The organism is Kluyvera sp. 142486 (assembly GCF_046569695.1).
Lineage (GTDB): Bacteria > Pseudomonadota > Gammaproteobacteria > Enterobacterales > Enterobacteriaceae > Kluyvera.
Genome location: NZ_JBKHUI010000002.1, coordinates 192606 through 207865 on the forward strand (window position 1 = coordinate 192606; position 15260 = coordinate 207865).

11 protein-coding genes are annotated in these 15260 nt (G+C 57.1%); 3 read left to right on the plus strand and 8 right to left on the minus strand.

All coding sequences use genetic code 11. The features are described 5' to 3' along the window. Positions 1-7 precede the first annotated feature (7 nt). The gene (locus ACLGE8_RS03175; protein ID WP_333495180.1) at positions 8-550 is read right to left on the minus strand and encodes an antibiotic biosynthesis monooxygenase; all 543 of its coding nucleotides are present in this window, start codon (positions 548-550) and stop codon (positions 8-10) included. A 60-nt stretch (positions 551-610) separates the two neighbouring features. Then, positions 611-1252 carry a hydrolase gene (locus ACLGE8_RS03180; RefSeq protein ID WP_185667181.1) on the minus strand — a complete coding sequence of 214 codons (642 nt, stop codon included), beginning with the start codon at positions 1250-1252 and terminating at the stop codon, positions 611-613. Positions 1253-1503: 251 nt separating this feature from the next. Here ACLGE8_RS03180 and ACLGE8_RS03185 point away from each other — a divergent pair, with 251 nt between their 5' ends. Next, on the plus strand, positions 1504-2406 hold the full coding sequence (locus tag ACLGE8_RS03185) for a LysR family transcriptional regulator (protein WP_410996372.1): 903 nt from the start codon (positions 1504-1506) through the stop codon (positions 2404-2406). On the opposite strand, the gene malZ is transcribed toward ACLGE8_RS03185, so the two are convergent. From malZ to phoB, 5 genes are all read right to left on the minus strand, one after another. Continuing rightward, entirely contained in the window at positions 2400-4220 is a 1821-nt protein-coding gene (malZ, locus tag ACLGE8_RS03190; RefSeq protein ID WP_410996374.1) for a maltodextrin glucosidase, read from the minus strand. The genes ACLGE8_RS03185 and malZ overlap by 7 nt on opposite strands. Before the next feature lie 200 nt (positions 4221-4420). Then, positions 4421-5773: a proline-specific permease ProY gene (proY, locus tag ACLGE8_RS03195; protein WP_333499053.1), complete on the minus strand. Its 1353-nt coding sequence runs from the start codon at positions 5771-5773 to the stop codon at positions 4421-4423. A gap of 128 nt (positions 5774-5901) precedes the next feature. Then, the gene (gene brnQ, locus ACLGE8_RS03200) at positions 5902-7221 is read right to left on the minus strand and encodes a branched-chain amino acid transporter carrier protein BrnQ (RefSeq protein WP_410996376.1); all 1320 of its coding nucleotides are present in this window, start codon (positions 7219-7221) and stop codon (positions 5902-5904) included. Between the two features lie 409 nt (positions 7222-7630). After that, the gene (gene phoR / locus ACLGE8_RS03205) at positions 7631-8926 is read right to left on the minus strand and encodes a phosphate regulon sensor histidine kinase PhoR (protein WP_410996378.1); all 1296 of its coding nucleotides are present in this window, start codon (positions 8924-8926) and stop codon (positions 7631-7633) included. A gap of 21 nt (positions 8927-8947) precedes the next feature. Then, positions 8948-9637, minus strand: coding sequence for a phosphate response regulator transcription factor PhoB (gene phoB / locus ACLGE8_RS03210; protein WP_185667191.1), 690 nt, complete (start codon positions 9635-9637; stop codon positions 8948-8950). 191 nt (positions 9638-9828) lie between these two features. Between phoB and sbcD the strand changes: the two genes are divergently transcribed. Both sbcD and sbcC read left to right on the plus strand, forming a co-directional pair. Then, positions 9829-11031 carry an exonuclease subunit SbcD gene (gene sbcD / locus ACLGE8_RS03215; protein ID WP_410996380.1) on the plus strand — a complete coding sequence of 401 codons (1203 nt, stop codon included), beginning with the start codon at positions 9829-9831 and terminating at the stop codon, positions 11029-11031. Then, complete coding sequence (gene sbcC, locus ACLGE8_RS03220) at positions 11028-14168, plus strand: exonuclease subunit SbcC (protein WP_410996382.1); 3141 nt, start codon at positions 11028-11030, stop codon at positions 14166-14168. The genes sbcD and sbcC overlap by 4 nt, the downstream gene beginning before the upstream one ends. 141 nt (positions 14169-14309) lie before the next feature. On the opposite strand, the gene mak is transcribed toward sbcC, so the two are convergent. Next, positions 14310-15212 (minus strand): fructokinase, encoded by a 903-nt coding sequence (gene mak, locus ACLGE8_RS03225; protein WP_410996384.1) that lies wholly within the window; start codon positions 15210-15212, stop codon positions 14310-14312. Positions 15213-15260: the final 48 nt, after the last annotated feature.

Genomic DNA, 15260 nt, shown 5'->3' on the forward strand with positions numbered 1-15260 from the left:
TGCCGTTTCAGGCTTTTTTCAGCCAACCGGCAAACAGGCGGGTCACGATGGGCATCCAGAACCAGACCACCAGCGCGACCACACAGGCATCATTAATAAAATGCAGCGACAGGGTTCCCTTTAACGACGGTAGCAGCATGCCGGTAATCGCGGGCACCAGATTGGTACTGGGGAAAATCACCAGCAGCGTTATCAGAAACTGTTTCCAGCGCTTCGGCTGGCGAACGTTGGCGGCGGGCGGGGTAAACCAGAAGGCGGCTTCGGTGCGCACTTCAGTACGGTCGCCCTCCCCGAGCACCGGGGCAATCTCCTCCACCAGCTTGCGTCGCACATCAGACTGGGTCCAGGCGTAAAGGTGTTCGATGGTGTCGAAGCGGATGATGATATTCCAGGCCGTTTGCCCATCGACCGGGCGAATAACGTTGGCCCCAAGATGGCCGGGATAGTTGGCGGCGATAGGCATAATCTCCCCCAGCCAGGCTTCATACTGCGCAACGTGTTCGGGGCGAATAGCGTGGGTAATAACCAGCGTGACATGCTTTTGCGTCATGACGATAGGTTCCTTGCGCTTGCAAACCGGCGGGGTGATCACCCCACCGGATCTCTTGCCTTAGGCTTTGCGCTCAGGCGCGCCGTGCACCATGGTATAGGCATAGTCCACGCCCATCCCATACGCGCCGCTGTGCTCACGCACCAGATCCATCACCGCGTCGTAGGTCTCTTTACGCGACCAGTCACGCTGGTACTCCAGCAGCACCTGCTGCCAGGTCACCGGCACCGCACCGGCCTGCACCATGCGGTCGATAGAACGTTCGTGGGCATCCACGGAGGTACCGCCGGAAGTATCGGTCACCACGTAAACCTCGTAGCCCGCTTCCAGCGCCATCAGGGCCGGGAAGGTCAGGCAGACTTCGGTCCACAGCGCGGAGATAATCAGTTTTTTACGCCCGGTCGCTTCCACCGCTTTTACAAAAGCAGCGTCTTCCCAGGAGTTCATTGAGGTGCGTTCGATAGGCTTCACGTCAGGATGAACAGCGAGTAATTCTGGCCAGATATAACCACTAAAACTTTTCGTTTCGACGGAGGTATAAATGACCGGAACATTAAATATTTTCCCGGCTTTCGCTAACGCTACGGTATTATTTTTCAATGTCTGGCGATCAATATTCGCCACGCCGAATGACATTTGTGGCTGATGGTCAATAAAAATAAGCGCAGAGTTCTTAGGGTCAATCAGTTCCCGGATAGACATAACACACCTTCTTAATCAATAAGTTAAAAGGTAACGGTCTTAAACTGCCGTCAGCAGCAGGATCCTGAATCAGAAAGCTTGTTGAGTATAGCGGGAAATTTCTAACGAGTTATTAAAGAAAACTTACCATCCTGTGACGGTTATAAATCAGCATCAAAAAAATGCGATGCTTATATCTAATTTATTCACTGGCTTTGTTTTTCACTATTCGTTACAACGTAGTGGTTTAATTTTCAGGATATTTTCCCATTATGCGAATCAATCTGGACGTACTGCTTATTCTTGATGCTCTTGAGAAACACGGGACCTTTGCCGCCGCTGCCGATTCGCTGTTTAAAACCCCCGCCGCGCTTAGCTATATGATTCAAAAGCTGGAAAGCGATATGAACATTACGCTGCTCGACCGCTCTGGGCATCGGGCAAAATTCACCGATACCGGACGGATGATGCTGGAAAAGGGCCGTCTGCTGCTCAATGCAGCAAAAGATCTGGAAAAACAGGCGATACAGTTGACCTCAGGCTGGGAAAAAGAGCTGGCGATTGCGCTGGACGACTCGTTTCCCTTTGCCGCGCTATTGCCGACGATCGACGCATTTTATGCGCTGAATAAACAGACGCGCCTCAACTTTACCCACCACACGCTGGCTGGTTCCTGGGAAGAGCTCACCCATAACGGCGCGGATATTATTCTTGGTGCGATTAACGAACCGCCAACCTCGGCGGCCTGGTCATATCGCATGCTCGGCACGCTGGATAACGTATTTGTCGTCGCCCCGAATCATCCACTCGCAACCGCATCAGAGGGCTTAACCAATGAGCAGCTCTGTTTACATCGGGCAGTGGTGATAAGCGATAGCGCACGGGTATGCCACCCCTTGCAGACCAACCTGATGGATGAACAGCCGCAGATTCGCGTCGATGATTTTCACAGCAAGGTAACGCTGCTTCGCGCCGGGATGGGCTGCGGGTTCCTACCCCGCCATATCGCCAGCCCGTGGCTGGCGGCAGGAGAACTGGTTGAGAAAACGGTAGATTCGTTTCGCCAGAAAGATGTTGCCTATATCGCCTGGCGCAACGGCAGCGACGGGCTTGCTCAGCGCTGGTGGCGTGAAACGCTGCTCGCCAGCGCTGAGATCCGCCGTCTCTATCAGTGACCGGTCCACACCGACGCGGAGATGGCCGGTAGCGCTAGCGTCTCGCCCGCAAGCTCCGCCTCACCTTCGCGACGCTGCCAGCCTGAAACGTCCAGCAGCGGCGAATCCGGCAGCGTCACGTTGCAGGCTTCCCCGCGGTTAATCGCTACCAGCACACGCTCTGCGCCAAGCACGCGCAGGAACACTACAACGTCTCCCGCCGCATAGAGCACCTGGCAAGCGCCAAGGCGCAGCGCTGGCGTCGCTTTGCGCAATGCGGCTAAACGTTGGTAGAGCGCCAGCAGATTTTTATCCTGCTTGCTTTCATCCCACGGGAACGGCTTGCGGCAGAACGGGTCGTTATCGCCGTCCAGCCCCACTTCATCGCCGTAGTAAATACAAGGCACGCCAGGCCAGCTAAACAGCCAGACCACCGCCAGCGGCAGACGCGCGACATCACGACCCAGCAGCGATTTGAAACGCGCCGTATCATGACTATCAAGCTGGTTAAACATGCGCAGCTGCTGCTGATGCGACAGCCCGGCACGGTAATCTTCCATCCACGCGATGCAGGTCTGCGCATCAATTTTCTGCGGGTCGTAGGAGATATCGGTATTGGCGAGGAAGCCCCACAGCGGGAAGGTAAAGCCACGGTAGTTCATCGCCGCATCTTCCGCATCCTGCTGCAACCACTGGCGCGCATCACCAAAATGTTCGCCAAGTACGTAGGCGTCCGATCGCGTGGCTTTCGCCGCCTGGGTTATCGCCGCAACGTGCTGCAAGTTGTTTTTCGCACCGCCCGATTCGCCGAGCATATGCACCACATCCAGTCGCCAGCCGTCCATATTCCACGGCGCTTTCAACCAGTGACGAACGATGCTGTCTTCGCCTCGGTAGATTTCGTCAATCAGCGCCTGAGACTGGTAATCCAGCTTCGGCAGGCTGGCGTAGCCCAGCCAGTCGAGCGCTTTCCCCTCAACCGAGAAGCTGTAGTGGTCGCGCCATGGTGAATCGGGGTGATAGCAGGCTCCGCTCGTCGTGCGGCTATGGCGGTCAAACCAGGCATGGGTATCGCCGCTGTGGTTAAACACGCCGTCGAGGACGAGGCGCATTCCTTCGCGCTGGGTGTTTTGCCGCAGGCGCAGCAGCGCGTCGTTGCCGCCGAACCGCGGGTCGACCTGACGATAATCTTCAGTGTCGTACTTGTGTACGCTTGGCGCGGTAAACACCGGATTCAGGTACAGCGCGGTCACCCCAAGCGCTTTCAGGTAGGGCAGCTTTTCGCTGATACCGTCCAGATCGCCGCCGTAAAAGGTCGAGCCGCCTGCTTCAGCGGTAAGCGGTTCATCCCAGTCGCGCAGAATGATGTCGTGACCGGCCGCGTGATGATGGTAGACGTTGTCCTGCTGGTCGCTGCGCGTCGGGCTGCGGGCAAAACGGTCCGGGAAAATCTGATAGAAAACCTGTTCGGTCACCCACTGCGGGCCTGCATCCGGGCTATCAAAGGCGAAAAGCTCCAGCTTGGCTGGCGGAAAGGCGCTAAAGCCTTTTGGCGAAAACCACTGCTGGCGGTCATCCCACAGCAGTTTAAAGGCGTAGCGGCGGCGCGGCTGGCCCTCAAGCAGGCTAATTTCCGCGCGCCACTGCACAATATTATGGCTCGGCGCTTTGCCGCTGCGGCGCATCGGCACCGCCATCTCTTCGTTATCCACTTCCGAGCGCATCGTCACCCGCTGCGGCAGGTCATCGCCACGTAGCCACAGCGTGATAATGAGTTTGTCCTGCTGCTGTTTAATAAAGGGAGCAACAGGAAGGTGCCAGGCGTTCAACATCATCTATCCCCTATCCTCAAAGTGAGCCCACCTTGCCATACGACTATTGCACCCTGCTCATCTTTTGTATTTTTTTGTAGGGAGGAGGACGGGGGCGGAGAATGGAGGGTCAAAAACGTTGTAACCCGGCCGAACGATGCAACGCAGGGAAAGCCCCGGAGTCGGTGCTAGCGCACCTCGTCCGGGCTACGTGATAGAGGAGATTACTTGCTGCGACGGGTTTTAAATGCCCAGCCGACTAACAGCAGCAGGATCCACGCAAAGCCCACGTACAGAGAAATGCGGGTATCCGGGTGGTAACCAATCAGCGCGATAATAAAGACCAGGAAGACGATACCGACAATAGTCGTCGCCACGCCGCCAGGCACTTTAAACTTCAGCGCTTTGATTTCATCAGCCGACAGGCGGCGACGGAAAGCTACCTGCGAGAGCAGGATCATAATCCACACCCACACGGTGGCGAAGGTCGCCAGCGACGCAATCACCAGGAAGACGTTTTCCGGCATGATGTAGTTGAGGTACACCGCAAACAGCAGCGCGATGGTCATCACCATCACCGTCACCCACGGAATACCGCGACGGGAGGTTTTCGCGAACACCTTCGGCGCGCTGCCCTGCTCAGCCATACCGTGCAGCATACGACCCACGCCGAATACATCGGAGTTAATCGCCGACAGCGACGCGGTCAGTACCACAAAGTTGAGGATGCTGGCTGCGAAGGTGATCCCCAGATGCTGGAAGGTCATCACAAACGGGCTACCGTTAGTGCCGACCTGGTTCCACGGGTAAATGGACATAATGACGAACAGCGTACCTACGTAGAACACCAGAATTCGCATCGGCACGGAGTTGATCGCGCGTGGAATAGAGGTCTGCGGGTCTTTCGCTTCACCAGCGGTAATACCGATAATCTCGATACCGCCGTAGGCGAACATCACCATCTGTAGCGACATCACCATACCGAGCCAGCCGTTACTGAAGAATCCGCCGTTGCTCCACAGGTTATGAATCCCCGTTGGCTGCCCGCCGTTACCAATACCCCAGATAATGATGCCAAAACCGGCGACAATCATGATGATAATGGTGGCGACTTTGAAGAACGAGAACCAGAACTCCAGTTCACCGAACACCTTCACGCTCATCAGGTTGATGGCGCAGATAATCAGCACCACGCTGAGCACCCATATCCAGTGTGGTACCGCCGGGAACCAGACGCCCATGTAGATACCGAAGGCGGTGACGTCAGCTATCGCCACAATCAGGATCTCAAAGCAGTAGGTCCAGCCGGTGATGTAGCCCGCCAGCGGACCCAGGTTATCCTGCGCGTAGCGAGAGAAGGAGCTTGCAGAAGGGTTGTGCACGGACATTTCGCCCAGCGCACGCATGATGATATACGCGGCAACGCCGCCAATAATATAGGCCAGCAGAACGCTAGGCCCAGCCATCTTAATCGCATCGGCAGAGCCGTAGAACAGCCCCGTACCAATGGCCGATCCGAGGGCCATAAAGCGAATGTGTCGGGTGCTTAACCCGCGCTTCAGCTTGTTGTTTTCCATCGTTTCCAGTGCCATGTCATACCCATCATCATCGCGCCGCAACGCGAACGACTTAGGTGAAAGTACCCAAAATAAAAAACCACGGAACATCACGTTCCGTGGTTAAAACACCTTGATGCAAACGCCGATTAGTGGGCGCTTGATGTCACCTGACGACCTGCTGTACGGTCCCAGATAATCGCCAGAACCGCCATCACAACCGTCGGCATCAGCCATGCAAGGCCTTGCTCGGCCATCGGTAAACGGGCAGTCCACGCTGGCAGCACATCCGCAAAGGCAGAGGCTTTGATGCCGTCAAGGATACCAAATACCAGGCTGATAAACATCGGTGGTGCAATAACGCGGCCCGAATTATGCCACCAATTGCGGGTAAAACTCAGCACTACGAGTGCGATACATGGCGGATAAATCGCGGTCAGCACCGGAATAGAGATTTGAATCAGGTGGCTCAGCCCCAGATTCGACACCGCCATGGAGAACAGACCGAGGATAAACACCAGCGTGCGGTAAGAGAACGGCAGATACTGCGCGAAGAACTCAGCACAAGCACAGGTCAGGCCCACCGCGGTTACCAGACAGGCGATGAAGATTAAGGCCGCCAGCATAAAGCTGCCCGCACCGCCGAAGGTGTGCTGTACATAGGCATGCAGAATAGCGGCACCGTTGGCGTTCTGATCGACCAGCGTCGCGCTGTCGGAGCCCAGACGGAACAGCGCCAGGTACAGCAGCGTCAGGCCGATACCGGCCATCAAGCCAGCCCAGATGGTATAGCGGGTCAGCAGACGTGCTTCGGTCACACCGCGGGAACGCGCGGCGTTTACGATAACGATACCAAACACCATTGCGCCCAGCGTATCCATGGTCAGGTAGCCGTTAACGAAGCCGTTGGAGAACGCAGCGGTTTCATAGGCTTCCATCGCGTGGCTAATTGGGCCAGCCGGCCACATCACGGCGGCAACGGACAGCACAATCAGCGCCAGGATTTTCAGCGGCGCCAGGAAGTTACCCACGGTATCCAGCAGTTTACCCGGATAGAGCGACACCAGAATCACCAGCGCGAAATAGATAACGCTGTAGATGAACAGCGGCAGTTCACCGCTGCCAGTCAGCGGCGCGATACCGATTTCAAACGAGACGGTCGCGGTACGCGGGGTCGCAAACAGCGGACCTACCGCGAGGTAGCAGACGGTAGCAAGCAATACGCCCGCCACTTTACCAATTGGCGTGCTCAGGCTATCTACACCGCCGCCCACTTTTGCCAGCGCGACTACGGTCAGTACCGGAAGACCAACGGCGGTAATCAGGAAGCCGATAGCGGCAGTCCAGACGTGAGGACCGGCCTGCAAACCAACCATAGGAGGGAAAATGATGTTGCCTGCGCCAACGAACAACGCAAAGGTCATAAAGCCCAGAGCGATGATGTCACGCGATTTCAATTGATGGGTCATATGTAACTACTGCCTGTGGATGTGGTGTTGTAAAACAAATTTATCGTGTCGGCCCCTGTGGAATGATGCAGAGGAAACCAACAACAAACTCAGCGGGATATGCTCCCTTCGCGGCGTAGAGAAGAATAGTTTTTTGATTTACCGCGAATATACAGTCTGTTTACGACTGCATGGGGGCCAATTTAAACGCTTATAACGTTTTAAAGCAACACGGGATCGCAAAACCAGATGATTATATCGATAGTGAAAAATTAACCAGACTTATTAACTGGATTTAAGAAAAACATCCGGCTTATCATGCGAACAAAAAATAATCAGACGTTCGATAATCAGGCGACGTTAACTTGACTGCAAAGCAAACAGACCAGCCGAGGCTGGTCTGTGGAAAGTTAAGCTGACAAGCGCGAAATTACTCGCTATTTCTGGCAATTAAACGTTCCGGCAGCAGGAAACTGAAACACGAACCTTTGCCCAGCGTGCTGGTAATATCCAGCCGGCTGTCGTGATGATTAACCGCATGTTTAACAATTGCCAGCCCCAAACCGCTGCCGCCGGTCTGCCGCGAACGCGCTTTATCAACGCGATAAAAACGCTCGGTCAGCCTTGGCAGGTGCTCAGGCGCAATACCCGGACCATTATCCTCTACGCTGAACAACGCTCCGTGCGGTGCGCGCTGCCAGCGTACGGTAATCAACGTGCCTTCCGGGGTATGATTTACCGCGTTATAGACCAGGTTCGACATCGCGCTTCGCAGTTGTTCTTCGTTACCCAGCGCTTTTAGCGTCTCATCAATCTCAAAGTGGAACTGGTGCTTATGCTGGCTGAGCGTCTGCGCCTCGCGCTCCACCACCTTCAGCATCATCGGCACATCAATCTTCTCGTTCAGCGCCAGCGTCGGTGAAGCCTCGATTTTAGAGAGCGTCAGCAGCTGTCGCACCAGCCCTTCCATCCGCTGCGTTTGCTCACGCATGGTGTGGAGCGCTTTCTCACGCACATTCCCTTCCAGCACCTGCTCCTGCATCATCTCCAGGTAGCCCTGCAGCACGGTCAACGGCGTGCGCAACTCATGGCTAACGTTGGCGAAGAAGTTCCGCCGCGCTCCTTCCAGCTGATGCATCTGCGTAACGTCGCGCGCCACCATCAGCAGCTGACGGTCGGTGTACGGCATCACCCGGATCTCCAGATGGCGACCGCTGTTCAGCACCAGATGTAACGGCTTTAAGAAATCGCGCTTTTTGAGGTGTTGGGTAAATTCGGGGTAACGCAGCAGGTTGAGGATGTTCTGCCCGCTATCGTCGGGCCAGCGAAGCCCCAGCAGCTGCTGGGCCAGACCATTACACCAGAAAATGGCCCCCTCTTCGGTGGTAAGCACCACCGCATCCGGCAACGACTCAGCGCCGCTCCGAAAGCGCTTAATCAGATTACCCAGCTCGCGGCGGCGTTTTTTATTACGCAGCTGCATCTGGTTGAGCCCATAGAGCAAGGGCTCCCAGCTGCCGCGCCCCGGCGGAGGGGTCATACTTCGGTCGACCCAAAGCCACCAGGAGAGTCGCAGTAAATTCCAGAAATGCCAGATGAGCAGTCCGGTCACCGCCGCCAGTAAAAACCACGGCAGATAACCAAAAATCAGTCCCAGTATCGCGGCAGGGAGACAGCATAACAGCAGCTCCAGCACCAGCCTTTTCCATGACAGCCGTTCCAGCACGCGTCACACTCCTGTCAAAAATTAGAAACGGGCAGAGAAACGATAACCCGTGCCGCGAACGGTTTGCACCATGCGGTCATGACCACTGTGTTCCAGCGCCTTACGCAGACGACGAATATGCACGTCGACGGTACGGTCTTCAACATAAACGTTGGTTCCCCAGACGTGGTTCAGCAGCTGTTCGCGGCTATACACGCGCTCCGGGTGCGTCATAAAGAAATGCAGCAGCTTAAATTCGGTTGGCCCCATATCCAGCGGGTTTTCACCGGTCATCACGCGGTGAGAGGTCGGGTCAAGGCTCAGCCCCTGCATCTCAATGACCTCTTCCACCGCCATCGGCGAAATACGGCGCATCACCGCTTTAATACGGGCGACCAGCTCTTTTGGCGAGAACGGTTTGGTGATGTAATCGTCGGCGCCGGTTTCGAGGCCCCGCACGCGGTCTTCTTCTTCACCACGGGCGGTCAGCATCACCACCGGAATGTCACGCGTCAGCGCTTCACGTTTGATATGCTTAATAAATTGCAGTCCCGAGCCGCCCGGTAACATCCAGTCGAGCAGAATAAGGTCGGGCCAGGGTTCATTCAGTTTGCTGATAGCGGTATCGTAATCTTCTGCTTCCACCGGCTGAAAACCATTTTGCTCCAGAACGAAACAGACCATCTCGCGGATTGGCGCTTCATCTTCAACGACCAGAATACGTCTTGCCATTATTTGCCCTGTTTTTAGACATCAGTATTATATACGGCGTCATTATGCGTCAGATTTATGACAGATTTATGAAAAACATGACCGTTAGATGATCGCGGTTTACCGTTTATGACACACGCAAAACGCGCTCATCGACCTCAACGTAGGCTGATGTTTATAATCAACTTTACGCCACTTCTCACGGAACCGCTATGCGCATCATCCACACTTCGGACTGGCACCTTGGCCAGAACTTCTACAGCAAAAGCCGCGCGGCTGAACACGACGCGTTCCTGAACTGGCTGCTCACCACCGCCGAACAGGAGCAGGTGGATGCCATTATTGTGGCGGGCGATATCTTCGATACCGGCTCCCCGCCAAGCTACGCGCGCGAACTGTACAACCGATTTGTGGTCAATTTGCAGCAGACCGGCTGCCATCTTGTGGTGCTGGCGGGCAACCACGACTCCGTGGCGACGCTAAATGAATCCCGCGATATTCTCTCATTTCTGAATACCACGGTAATCGCCAGCGCCGGCCATGAACCCTTTATTCTGAACCGCCGCGACGGTACGCCCGGCGCGGTGTTCTGCCCGGTGCCGTTCCTGCGCCCGCGCGACATTATTACCAGCCAGGCGGGGCTTTCCGGCGGCGAAAAAGTCCAGCAGGTGCTGGCGAGCATTACCGATTATTACCAACAGCAATACCAGCAGGCCTGCGAACTGCGCGGCGATGCCACGCTGCCGATTATCGCCAGCGGCCATCTGACCACCGTCGGGGCCAGCAAAAGTGACGCGGTACGCGACATTTATATTGGCACACTGGACGCGTTTCCGGCGCAACACTTCCCGCCCGCCGACTATATCGCGCTGGGCCACATCCACCGGGCGCAGAAAATCGGCGGCAGCGAGCATATTCGCTACAGCGGTTCGCCTATCGCCCTCAGCTTTGATGAAACCGGCAAAGCCAAAAGCGTCAATCTGGTGAGCTTCGCCGACGGCAAGCTTGCCGAGGTCACGCCGCTTACCGTGCCCGTAACTCAGCCGCTGGCGGTGATCAAGGGCGATTTTGACGCTATCAGCGCCCAGCTCGCCGAATGGCGCGATGCCGCCGCAGAGCCGAGCACCTGGGTGGATATTGAAATCACCAGCGACGAGTACCTGCATGATATTCAACGTAAAATTCAGCTTATCACCGACGATCTGCCGGTCGACGTGCTGCTGGTGCGCCGCAGTCGTGAACAGCGCCAGCGCATTCTGGCAAGCCTTGAGCGCGAAACCTTGAGCGAGCTGAGCGTCGAAGAGGTATTTCAGCGTCGTCTGGCGCTGGAAACGCTGGAGGAGCCACAGCAGCAGCGCCTGCACGCGCTGTTTAATGACACGCTCCAGAGCCTTGGCGAGGAGGAACAACCATGAAAATTCTCAGCCTGCGCCTGAAAAACCTCAACTCGCTTAAGGGCGAGTGGAAGATTGATTTCACCCAGGAACCGTTCGCCAGCAACGGTCTGTTTGCCATTACCGGCCCTACCGGCGCAGGGAAAACCACGCTGCTGGACGCCATCTGCCTGGCGCTGTACCACAAAACGCCGCGCTTAAGTAACGTCTCCCAGTCGCAAAACGATCTGATGACCCGCGACACCGCCGAATGTCTGGCGGAGGTTGAGTTCGAGGTTCAGGGCGTGGCCTACCGCGCTTTCTGGAGCCAGAACCGCGCCCGCAACCAGCCGGATGGCAACCTACAGGCGCCGAGAGTCGAACTGGCGCGCTGCGGCGACGGGCAAATTCTGGCGGATAAAGTGAAAGACAAACTTGAGATGACCGCCTCGCTGACCGGCCTCGATTACGGTCGTTTCACCCGCTCGATGATGCTCTCACAGGGCCAGTTTGCCGCCTTCCTCAACGCCGAACCGAAAGAGCGCGCCGAGTTACTCGAAGAGCTGACCGGCACCGAAATTTATGGCCAGATTTCAGCGCAGGTCTTTGAAAAACATAAGCAGGCGCGCGGCGAGCTGGAAAAGCTTCAGGCGCAGGCCAGCGGTGTGGTGCTGCTGAGCGAAGAGCAGCAGCAGACCTTATCACAGAGTTTGCAGGCGCTTACTTCTGACGAGCAGCAGTGGCAACAGCAACAGACCGTCGCCGCGCAGCATCAGCAGTGGCTCACCCGTCAGCAGGAGCTGGAACAGGACGGGAAGATTCACCAGCAGTCGCTCAATGCCGCACGCCAGGCGCTGGAAGAGGCGCAGCCACAGCTTGCTGCACTCAACCGGGCGCAGCCTGCGGAAGCGTTACGCCCCCGCTGGACTCAGCTGCAGGAGCAGGCCGCCACGGTGGCAAAAACCCACCAGCTGGTGGAGCAAGTAAATACTCGCTTACATGATTCCCGCCGCCTTCGTGACCGTATTCGCCTAAGCGCCGAACAGCAGGCCACCACGCTCCAGCAAAGCCAAACCCAGCTTCAGCAGTGGCTGCAGGAAAACGAACACATCCAGCACTGGCTGGGGGAACTGACCGGCTGGCGTAGCGCCTTTAGCCAACAGGCCCGCGAACGCACTCAGTTGGAGACCGCTGCGCAGCGTCTGGCTGAGCTGGAAAAACAGCTCGCCCAACTGCCGCCCTCGGCGCTGACGCTGACTCAGGAAGAAGTGGCCGGGCAAATCGCCCAGCATGCGGCCAGCCGCCCGCTGCGCCAGCAGCTAAGCGCGCTGTATTCACAGTTCATACCGCTGCAAACGCGCCGCCAACAGCTTTTGCACGCGCAACAACAGCGCCAGCAACAGCTGGAGGCGCTGACCGCCGGGCTCACCCAACTCCGTCAGGTCTATAAAGAGAAAAAGCAGCAGCGAGACGACGTGAATGCCATTTGCGAGCTGGAGGCGACGATTGTGCGCCTCGAGGCAGAGCGTGCCCGTTTGCAGCCAGGCGCGCCCTGCCCGCTGTGCGGCTCGACCAGCCATCCTGCATTGGCGGAGTACCAGGCGTTAGCCCCGGATGCCAACAAAACCCGCCGCGATGCGCTGGAAAAAGAGGTTGCCCAACTGGCGGAAGAAGGCGCCACGCTGCGCGGTCAGCATGCAGCGCTGGAAAAACAGCAGCAGCAGGAAAATGCCGAGCTAGAGACGCTTTATGAGCGAGAGCAAGCACTTACATCACAGTGGCAGACGGTCATTCAGGGGTTGGATATCACGCTACAGCCTGCTGACGATATCAACGGCTGGCTGGCAGCGCAGGAAGAGGCCGAACAGCAGCGCTATCACTACAGCCAGCGCCTGACGCTCGATGCGCAGATCCGTGAGCTACGCACCCAGTACACCCTGCAGCAGGCTGAACTGGCGCAGCGTACCGCTTTGCTTACCCAGACGCTCGCCGGCTTCGGCCTTGCCCTTCCGCAGCCCGATGAAGCGCACCGCTGGCTGGCTGCTCGTGAAGCGGATACCCAGCGCTGGCAGCAGCAGCAAAAGCAGAGTCAGGAGATTCAGCAGCAGCTCGTGCAGATCCAACCGCTGCTCGACACCCTTCCTGCAGTGCAAAACCCTGAAGACACCCAACCGGTCGCGCTCGACGGCTGGCAGCAGGTGCACCATGACTGCGTGTCGCTGGAAAGCCAGTGGCACACCCTCCAGCAGCAAGAAACGCAGGAGAAACAGCGTCTGCAGCAGGCCGAACAGGCCTTCGACCAGGCGCTTGCCGAATCGCACTTTAGCGATCGCCAGGACTTCCTCAGTGCGCTGTTGGATCAGCATGAACGTCAGCGTCTGGAGCAGCTAAAACAGACGCTTGAAACGCAGCATCAGCAGCGCCAGACCTTAGCGGCACAGGCGCAAGAGGCACTACAGCGCCATCTAACCCAGCGCCCGGAAACGCTGAGCGAGGCGTTGACGCTGGCAGATGCACAGACGCAGCTCCAGCATATATCCCGCCAGCTGCGTGAAAACAGCGAACGCCAGGGCGAGCTGCGCCAGCAGTTGAAGCAGGATGAAGAGAACCGTCAGCAGCAGCAGTCGTTGTTCCTGGAGATTGAAAAAGCCAGCGCCGCGCTGGAGGACTGGGCGCATCTGAACGCGCTGATTGGCTCTAAAGAGGGTGATAAGTTCCGCAAATTTGCCCAAGGGCTGACGCTGGATAATCTGGTGTGGCTCGCCAACGAACAGCTCAGCCGCCTGCACGGTCGCTATCTACTGCAGCGTAAAGTCAGCGACGCGCTGGAGCTGGAAGTGGTCGATACCTGGCAGGCGGACGCGGTACGCGATACCCGAACCCTCTCCGGCGGCGAAAGCTTCCTCGTCAGCCTTTCGCTGGCGCTGGCGCTCTCCGACCTGGTGAGCCATAAAACGCGCATCGACTCCCTGTTCCTCGATGAAGGGTTCGGCACGCTGGATAGCGAAACGCTGGACACGGCGCTGGACGCGCTGGATACGCTCAACGCCAGCGGCAAAATCATCGGCGTGATTAGCCACGTGGAGGCGATGAAGGAGCGGATCCCGGTGCAGATTAAGGTGAAGAAGATCAACGGATTGGGTTACAGCCGGTTGGATAACATGTTTAGCGTAGCGTGAGATTTCCCTCACCCCGGCCCTCTCCCAAAGGGAGAGGGTGAAAAGTGGCGTCGCGTGGTTCGCTCTCCCTCCGGAACAAGGTGAAAAACAGCGCCGAACGGTCCCCTCTCCCTTTGAGAGAGGGTTAGGGTGAGGGGCAAATCACGCCGGCCACAGCCACGCCGCCCCACGTACCCCGCTGGAGTCCCCGTGCAGCGCCTTGCGAATCGGCGTTTCGCACTCACCGCCAAATACCCACTCTTTCACCAACTCTGGCACCGTCTGATACAACCGCTCGACGTTGCTCATTCCCCCGCCCAACACAATCACATCAGGGTCAAGAATATTGACCACGTGCGCCAGCGATTTTGCCAGCCGCTGCTCATAGCGGTGAAGCGCCTGCTCCGCCAGCGCATCGCCCTCGTCAACCAAGCGCATAATCTCATTGCCCTTCAGTGCATTACCGCTTAAACGCTGATAGTCAGTGGCAAAGCCAGTGCCGGAAATAAAGGTTTCAATACAGCCTTGCTTACCGCAATAACACGGTACTTCCGCCCGGAAGCGCAGTTCGTCGTCGTTCATCCACGGCAGCGGATTATGCCCCCACTCGCCCGCCGTGCCGTTACCGCCGATATGCGCGCGGCCGCCCAACGCTACGCCCGCGCCACAGCCGGTACCGATGATCACCGCAAACACCGTCTGCGCCCCTGCAGCCGCGCCGTCCACCGCTTCAGACACCGCCAGACAGTTAGCATCGTTCGCCAGTCGCACCTCGCGATTCAGACGACGACTCAGGTCTTTATCAAACGGCTGACCGTTGAGCCAGGTAGAGTTGGCGTTTTTTACCACCCCGGTATAGGGGGAAATTGAGCCGGGAATGCCCATGCCAACCGTGCCCGTTTGCCCGGTCGCCTCTTCGGCGAGAGCAACAAGATGCGCAATGTTCTCAATGGTTTGCTGATAATCACGCGGCGTAGGCAAGCGGTGACGATAAAGCTGCTCGCCCTGGTCGCTTAGCGCGATGACTTCGGTTTTCGTTCCACCCAGATCGATACCAATTCGCATTCATAACTCCTGTTTAAAACAATGCAAGGGCGAGGACAATTCGTTATC